The organism is Streptomyces sp. NPDC051104 (genome assembly GCF_040682835.1).
GTDB lineage: Bacteria > Actinomycetota > Actinomycetes > Streptomycetales > Streptomycetaceae > Streptomyces > Streptomyces cynarae.
On sequence record NZ_JBFBBS010000023.1, the window covers coordinates 104,592 to 112,204 of the forward strand.

Below are 7,613 nucleotides of genomic sequence, written 5' to 3' on the forward strand. Positions count from 1 at the left end.
CAGGCCAACTCTCTCAACACGTCCCCCACAGGTGGTCGATGCAGTCGTTCGCATCCTAGGCCTGACGAAACCGCAAACAGTTCTTCGCGAAGAAGTGTTTGCGAAGAACCGTTTGCGGTCTAGAGTGCGCGATATGACTGACACAAGCGCCGGGCCGGACGCCCTTCGAGTCGAAGGAGACGCGGTTGTTCTGGATGCCAAGGGGCTGCGCGCCCTGGCGCATCCAGTGCGCGTGCAGTTGGTCGGGCTGCTCCGGAAGTACGGCCCGTCGACCGCTACCCGTCTCGCGGAACGGCTCGGCGTGAACTCCGGCACGGCCAGCTACCACCTGCGCCAGCTCGGGGCGGCCGGCTTCGTCGAGGAGGACACGGCACGCGGCAACGCGCGAGAGCGCTGGTGGCGTTCCGTGCATCAGGCGACGGAACTCAACGACCGGGACCTGGCTGACCGAGAACCCGAGGCCACACTGGCCTACCTGCAGTCCGTCGCCGCCACTTACACCCTTCGCACCCAGCAGACGCTGAACGAGCTGCAGACGATGCCGCGTGCCTGGCGGGACACATTCGACATGAGCGACTGGGCGCTGCGGCTCACACCCGAAGAAGCTCTCGCCCTGCGCGAGGAGCTGAGGGCCGTCATCGCCCGCTATCGCCGCGATACGTCGGAGGCGGCCGCGAGTGCCCCCGACGGAGCCGAGCGGATCGGTGTCGTCACGCATCTCTTGCCCGAACTGGACGCTCCCCCACCGGAGTTGCCTCCCGGTCCTGAGACGGTGACAGGAGCGGAGACATCGTGACCGAGAGTGTCCCGGGCGCCGACGGCATACCCAGCAGGCGGTCCTTACGCCCGCTGGGCGGGGTACTGACCGCCATCGCCGTGTCGCTCACCGGTACGCGGGTCTCGGCCGTCGCACTGCCCTGGTTCGTGCTCGTCACGACTGGCAGCGCCACCCGGACCGGACTGGTCGCCTTCTGCGAGATGACCCCGTACGTGGTGGTCAAGGCGTTCACCGGGCCACTCGTGGACCGGATCGGTCCGCGGTCCGTCTCCTGGACCACCGATCTGGCCAGCGCCACCGCCGCCGCCGCGATTCCCCTGTTCCATGCCCTGGGCCTGCTCTCCTTTCCGCTCCTGCTCGCCCTGGTCGCGCTCATCGGCGCGGTCCGCGGCCCCGGCGACCTGGCCAAGGAGGTGATGGTTCCGGAGGCAGCCGAGCGCGGCCGGGTGCCACTGGAACGAGCCACCGGTCTGGCCGGTGTGACCGAGCGGCTCGCGTCCACCATCGGCCCTGCGGCCGGCGGCTCCCTGGTGGCGCTGCTCGGCCCCCTGTCGGGTCTTGTCGTCAACGCGGGCTGCTTCGCGCTCGGATCGTTGATCATCGCGGTGGCGCTGCCTCGCGGCATGGGGCATGCGGTCGAGGAAACCCCGTCGCAAGCCGGGGCGACGGGACCGGGTTACTGGCGGCGGTTCGGCGAGGGCTTCACCTTCCTTCGAGGCGAGCTGTTGCTGCTCAGCGTCATCGTCATGGTCGGGATCACCAACCTCCTGGACGCGGGGTTCACCACGGTGCTCATCCCTGTCTGGGCCAGAGAGTCCGGCAACGGGCCCACCGCGATCGGCATGGTGGGCAGCGTGGGCGGGGCCGCTGCGGTCGGTGGCAGTCTGGTCGCCGCGATGGCCGCGCACCGGCTGCGGCGTCGGGTTGTGTTCTTCACCGGATTCCTGCTGGCCGGGGCGCCGAGATTCCTGATCCTCGCCTTCGACGCACCGATGGGGGCGGTACTGGCCGTGTTCGCGGTCAGTGGATTCGGTGCCGGCTTCCTCAACCCGGTGCTGGGGGCCGTGCTCTTCGAGCGGGTGCCGCGCCGGATGCTGGGCCGGGTCAACGCGCTCGGCGACTCGCTGGCCTGGGCCGGCATCCCTCTGGGTGGGCTGATCGCTGGGGCGGCGGTGGCCTCCGCCGGGCTTGTGCCGGTGCTCCTCGCCGGTGGGGCCACGTACTTCCTCACCACCAACCTGGCCGGGCTGCGGCCGGAATGGCGCGAGATGGACCGCGTGAGCGCGCGAGGCGCCCGGGAACCGGGACCCGAGGACGACGCCCAGTCGAGCGGTGCACATCTGACGGCATGACGTCTGCGGGACGGGAGGGGCGCAGATGCTGCCGGGCGGCCGTATCGCCGTACGCGGCGCGCCGCCGCTTCTCAAGGGGCTGGGCTCGTCCATCCGCAGTGGACGACGAAAAGGGAAAGGCAAGGAGGTCACCCACTCCTTGCCACTCTTAACGTATAGCGCACTGGGGGGCTTGCGGCAAGGCCCCCGTCGTACCGCAGAATCGTCGGCCGAAGGTCAGATCCTGCGGAAACGGGGGAATCACGAAGTGCGTGTTCTTTTGATGAGCTATGGGTCGCGCGGGGACGTCGAACCCGTGGCGGCACTCGCGCTGGCACTCCGCGAGCTCGGCGCCGAGGCGCTGGTGTGCGCACCACCGGACGAGGAGTTCTCCGAACTGCTGGGCGGTGTCGGTGTGGAGCACGTGCCGTTCGGCCCGTCGGTGCGCGCGCTGGTGAGCGGGGCGAAGCCGCCGTCCCCCGAGGACGCCTTCCGGGTCGCGGCCGAGCTGGTCGACGCCCACTTCGGCCCGGTCGCCGAGGCGGCCGAGGGATGCGACGCGCTGGTCGCGACCGGCCTGATGCCGGCCGGCGCGCGGTCGGTGACCGAGAAACTCGGGATCGGCTACGTCTGCGCGTGCTTCCACCCGTTCTCGCTGCCGTCGGCGCACTACCCGCCGCCGGGACGGCCGGGCAAGCCCTTCCCGCCCGGCGAGACCGACAACCGGGTGCTGTGGGCCCTCGACGCCGAGAAGGTGAACGCACTGTACGGCGAGGCGCTCAACAACCACCGGGCCTCGATCGGCCTGCCGCCGGTGGCCAACGTCCGCGACCATGTCTACACCGACCACCCATGGCTTGCGGTGGACCCGGTCCTGGAGCCGCGGCTGGACCTCACGGACCTCGACGTCGTACCGACCGGCGCGTGGATCCTGCCGGACGAACGCCCGCTGCCGGACGAGCTATTGACGTTCCTGGAGGCCGGCGAACCGCCGGTGTACGTGGGCTTCGGCAGCATGCGCATGCACGGCTCGCCGGACGTCGCCCGGGTGGCCATCGAGGCGGTCCGCGCGCAGGGCCGCCGGGTCCTGGTCGGGCGGGGCTGGGCCGACCTGGCGCTGATCGACGACCGGGACGACTGCTTCGTCGTCGGCGAGGTCAACCACCAGGCACTGTTCCCACGGGTGGCCGCCGTCGTCCACCACGGCGGCGCGGGCACGACCACGACGGCCACCCGGTCCGGCGCGCCCCAGGTGGTCGTACCGCAGATCGTGGACCAGCCGTACTGGGCGGGCCGGGTGGCCGACCTGGGCATCGGCGCGGCACACGACGGTCCGACCCCGACCGTCGAGTCGCTGTCGGCCGCGCTCAGGACGGCCCTGACCCCCGGGACCCGCGCACGAGCGGCCGCCGTGGCCGGCACGATCCGCAGCGACGGGGCGACGGTGGCCGCGAAGCTTCTGCTCGACGCGGCGGGCTGAGCCGGACCGTTGGCGAACCACATCGGAGCGGATGACGTGAACCCCCTGACCTCCAGCGCTTTCGACCTTCCCGACCACCTCTCGCCCAAGGGCGACCCGGCGCTGATCGCCCGCGACGAGCGGCAGTTCACGGCCATCGCGGAGAGCCTCGAGCTGACGATCGCGGAACTGTCCGACCGTCTCGACGCCGAGCTCAAGGCGCCCGGCGGCACGGGCCAGCAGGCGATGGACCGGGACATCGAGGTCCACCGGCTGAACGGCCGGCTGCGCACCCTGCGCCGCTTCGGCCTGGACCTGTGCCTCGGGCACATGGTCCGCGCGGACGACCCCGACCCCGTGTACGTCGGACGACTGGGCCTCACCGACAACGAGGGCCGCCGGCTGCTGGTCGACTGGCGCTCCCCGGCGGCCGAGCCGTTCTTCGCGGCGACCCACGCCAACCCGATGGGCCTGGCCAGCCGCCGCCGGTATCGCTGGACCGGCGGCCGGATCAGCGACTACTGGGACGAGGTGTTCACCGCCGACGGGCTCGAAGGGCACGCGGCGCTCGACGACCAGTCCGCGTTCATCGCCAGCCTGGGCACCAACCGGTCGGAGCGGATGCGGGACGTGCTGGCCACCATCCAGGCCGACCAGGACGCCATCATCCGGGCCGGATCCCGGGGCGCCCTCGTCGTCGACGGCGGTCCGGGCACGGGCAAGACGGTCGTCGCCCTGCACCGCACCGCCCACCTCCTCTACTCCGACCCCCGCCTCGGTCACCGTCGCGGCGGCGTGCTGTTCGTCGGCCCGCACCGGCCGTATCTGGCGTACGTCTCCGACGTCCTGCCCAGCCTCGGCGAGGAGGGCGTGCAGACCTGTGTCCTGCGGGACCTCGTCGCCGAGGGAGCGGGAGCGGCGGTCGAGACCGACCCGGAGGTGGCCCGGCTGAAGTCGTCCGCGGACATGGTGAGGGCGATCGAGCGGGCCGTCCGGTTCTACGAGGAGCCGCCCGCCGAGGGAATGACGGTCACGGTCGACTGGTCCGACATCCGGCTCACCGCCGACGACTGGGCCGAGGCCTTCGAGGCGCCCGAGCCGGGCACTCCGCACAACGAGGCGCGCGACCAGGTCTGGGAGAAGCTGGTCGCGATCCTCAGGGACAAGTACGACGGCGACGTCTCGCCCGACCTGTTCCGCAGGGCGCTGCGGCAGGACGAGGAGCTGAACGCGGCCCTCGGCCGCGCGTGGCCGCTGCTCGAGGCGGCGGACCTCGTCGGAGACCTGTGGTCGGTACCGGCCTACCTGCGGATGTGCGCTCCCTGGCTCGGTCCCGACGAGGTCCGCAAACTGCAGCGCGCGGACCCCCAGGCCTGGACGGTGTCCGATCTGCCCCTCCTGGACGCGGCACGGCAGCGGCTCGGCGACCCGGAGGCGTCCCGGCACAGGCGCCGGCAGGAGGCCGCGGTCGCCGCCGAGCGTGAGTACCGGGCCCAGGTCACCGAGAACCTGCTCAGGACCGATGACGACTGGCAGCGCATGCTGATGACGATGCTGACCGGGCAGGACCTGCAGAACAGCCTGGTCGACGAGGACGCGCTGCCGCGGACCGAACCGGACCTGCTCGCGGGCCCGTTCGCGCACATCGTCGTGGACGAGGCTCAGGAACTGACCGACGCGGAGTGGCAGATGCTGCTGCTGCGGTGCCCGTCCCGGAGCTTCACCATCGTCGGGGACCGCGCCCAGGCCAGGCACGGATTCGCGGAGTCGTGGCAGGAACGGCTCGAGCGGATCGGGTTCGACCGGATCAACCTCGCCTCACTGAGCATCAACTACCGGACGCCGGAAGAGATCATGGCGGAGGCCGAGCCGGTCATCCGGGCCGTGCTCCCGGACGCCAACGTGCCGACCTCCATCCGCAGCAACGGCGTCCCCGTCGTACACGGGTCAGTTTCGGATCTGGGCTCGGTCCTCGACACCTGGCTCGTCGCGCAGGCCGACGGGATCGCCTGCGTCATCGGCGACCCCGCGTTCCGGGAGACGTCCCGCGTCCGGTCGCTGACGCCGGAGCTGGCGAAGGGGCTCGAGTTCGACCTGGTCGTTCTCATCGACCCGGAGGGGTTCGGCAAGGGCGTCGAGGGAGCGGTCGACCACTATGTCGCGATGACCCGATCGACCCAGCAACTCGTCATCCTCACAAGCTCCTGACGTCGGCCGGACGAACGCCCGCTCCGGCCGAGTCGGTGAGCATGGCGGCAGGTCCCGGGCGCGCCGCCCGGGACCTGCCGCTCGTTCCCGGGCTGTGGCGCAGCTACGGTGTACATGGGCTTCGGCGTTGTTCGCTGCGCCGAAGGCTCGGTGGCGGCCGCGGTTGCCGCTCGTTCTGGTGGTCAAGACGGTCGTGCTGGGCGGTGGCGCAGCGGCCGTCCACGGAGTCGGGCACCACGTTGCCGCAGTGACCATGGCGGTCGTCGGCATCGTGAACACGGTGGTGGCCAAGGCGTTTCGCCGCACCCCGGCAGCCCTGCCCGCAGGGCAGGGGCCTGCCGCATGCTCACCGGAGTCCCGTTGAGGGCTCACGCACCTGCGGACAGAGCGGTCTTGCGAGCCACGCCCCCGTAGAAACCTATTCCGCCGGATCTTGTCGGCGGCGAGGTGTCCGGGCGCCGGAACGGGACCTGGGCCAGACCGGCTCGACCAGTTGGAAGCCGTCGAAGAACCGCGGCGTTGGTCCAGAGCGGTGTGCAGATCCTCGCGCAGCGGGCGGTTCCCCTTGTCTTCCGCGAAGGGGACCCGGCCTACTACGCGCGTTTCGGGTTCGTGCCCGGCGGAGAGCTCGACTTCCGCAAGCCGTCCCTGCGTATCCCCGACGCCGCCTTCCAGATGATCAGGCTCCCGGCGTACGAGGAGTGGATGACGGGAACGCTGGTGTACTCGGAGCTGTTCTGGCAGCACGACGCAGTCGGCCTCCGAGATGCCGACGCCTGACGCTGACCTCGCACATTCCCTGGAACTGCGCCCATGGCGGGCGGGCCGCCCAGACACGCGGCTACGAGCCGGTCAGGCGCAACCGCGGCAGCGAAGGCCGCCATTCGGACCACGGACCGGCCCCTTCCGGTGATTGACGGACGACTTGCGAGCGGAGCAGGGGTCGCAGGGGTACGGCGTCTGCGGACAGCAGATGTTGCCCCGGACTCGTGAGGAGAGCAGCGTGTACGCAGCCGTCAGACGGTACGAAGGGGTGACCGATCCGGCCGAGGCAGGGCGCCAGGTGAGTGAGGGGTTCGTGCCGATCGTCCGCCGGATCCCGGGACTGCTCGCCTACTACTGGGTCGACGCCGGAGACGGAGTCATGATCTCGACCACTGTCTTCGAGAGCGAGGAGGGGGCCGAGGAATCGATCGAGAAAGCGGCGGCCTTCGTGCGGGACAACCTCGCGTCGCTGCTCCCCAACCCTCCCCAGGTCATGTCCGGCCAAGTCGTGGCTTCCGCATAGCAAGGAGGCGGCAGCCGATTGACGGCGGCCCGCTCGCGCGGTTCGACGGCAACCCCGGTGCTGGTCCCACTTCACGGCGCGGTTCAGCCACCGACGCTCGATGCACGGGTGTGAACGTCGTGGTCGGCGCCGGAGCCCAGTAGGCCTGTTGCCTGATCGGCACGTGCTGCCGGAGCGTCACCGGTCACGGTAGGGCGGACGACCGGTCAGAGGCACCACCAGGTCTTCTCCCACCGCGTCGACCTCGGCGCTGGGCGGCCGGCCGGGCCCCTGAACCGGTCGCCTATCGCCGCCTCGACCGCCTGCTTCGCGTCCTTCGGCGCGAAGCAGGCAAAGGACAGGAACCAGGGCAGCACCGTGCCGGCGTGCCCGCGCCACTCGCCCGCGGGTTCTGTTCCTCTCGAGGCTCGGTCGGCGCCCGGTGCCCGGTGGTAGGGCAGGTACGTGGCGCCCGCTAAGAACTCCTAACAAAGTGAGAGGTTGACCAGTCGGCGCCAGCAGATGATGCCGCAGGCCAGGCTGAGGAAGGCTTCGTGGATGTCGTCGCGG

Annotated in this window: 7 protein-coding genes; all 7 read left to right on the top strand. The window is 70.8% G+C overall.

Going from position 1 to position 7,613, the window contains the following annotated elements:
- Window positions 1–133 precede the first annotated feature (133 nt).
- Window positions 134–796, top strand: a complete 663-nt coding sequence (locus AB0N14_RS26865; RefSeq protein ID WP_366028258.1) for a winged helix-turn-helix domain-containing protein — start codon at window positions 134–136, stop codon at window positions 794–796.
- Window positions 793–2,130 (top strand): MFS transporter, encoded by a 1,338-nt coding sequence (locus AB0N14_RS26870; protein WP_366028259.1) that lies wholly within the window; start codon window positions 793–795, stop codon window positions 2,128–2,130. The genes AB0N14_RS26865 and AB0N14_RS26870 overlap by 4 nt, the downstream gene beginning before the upstream one ends.
- A gap of 247 nt (window positions 2,131–2,377) precedes the next feature.
- Complete coding sequence (locus tag AB0N14_RS26875; RefSeq protein WP_366028260.1) at window positions 2,378–3,589, top strand: glycosyltransferase; 1,212 nt, start codon at window positions 2,378–2,380, stop codon at window positions 3,587–3,589.
- A gap of 36 nt (window positions 3,590–3,625) precedes the next feature.
- Entirely contained in the window at window positions 3,626–5,776 is a 2,151-nt protein-coding gene (gene helR, locus AB0N14_RS26880; protein ID WP_366028261.1) for an RNA polymerase recycling motor ATPase HelR, read from the top strand.
- Between the two features lie 94 nt (window positions 5,777–5,870).
- Complete coding sequence (locus AB0N14_RS26885; RefSeq protein ID WP_366028262.1) at window positions 5,871–6,140, top strand: DUF2568 domain-containing protein; 270 nt, start codon at window positions 5,871–5,873, stop codon at window positions 6,138–6,140.
- Window positions 6,141–6,295: 155 nt separating this feature from the next.
- On the top strand, window positions 6,296–6,556 hold the full coding sequence (locus AB0N14_RS26890) for a hypothetical protein (RefSeq protein WP_366028263.1): 261 nt from the start codon (window positions 6,296–6,298) through the stop codon (window positions 6,554–6,556).
- 223 nt (window positions 6,557–6,779) lie between these two features.
- Window positions 6,780–7,064 carry a hypothetical protein gene (locus tag AB0N14_RS26895; protein WP_366028264.1) on the top strand — a complete coding sequence of 95 codons (285 nt, stop codon included), beginning with the start codon at window positions 6,780–6,782 and terminating at the stop codon, window positions 7,062–7,064.
- The last annotated feature ends 549 nt before the right edge of the window (window positions 7,065–7,613 follow it).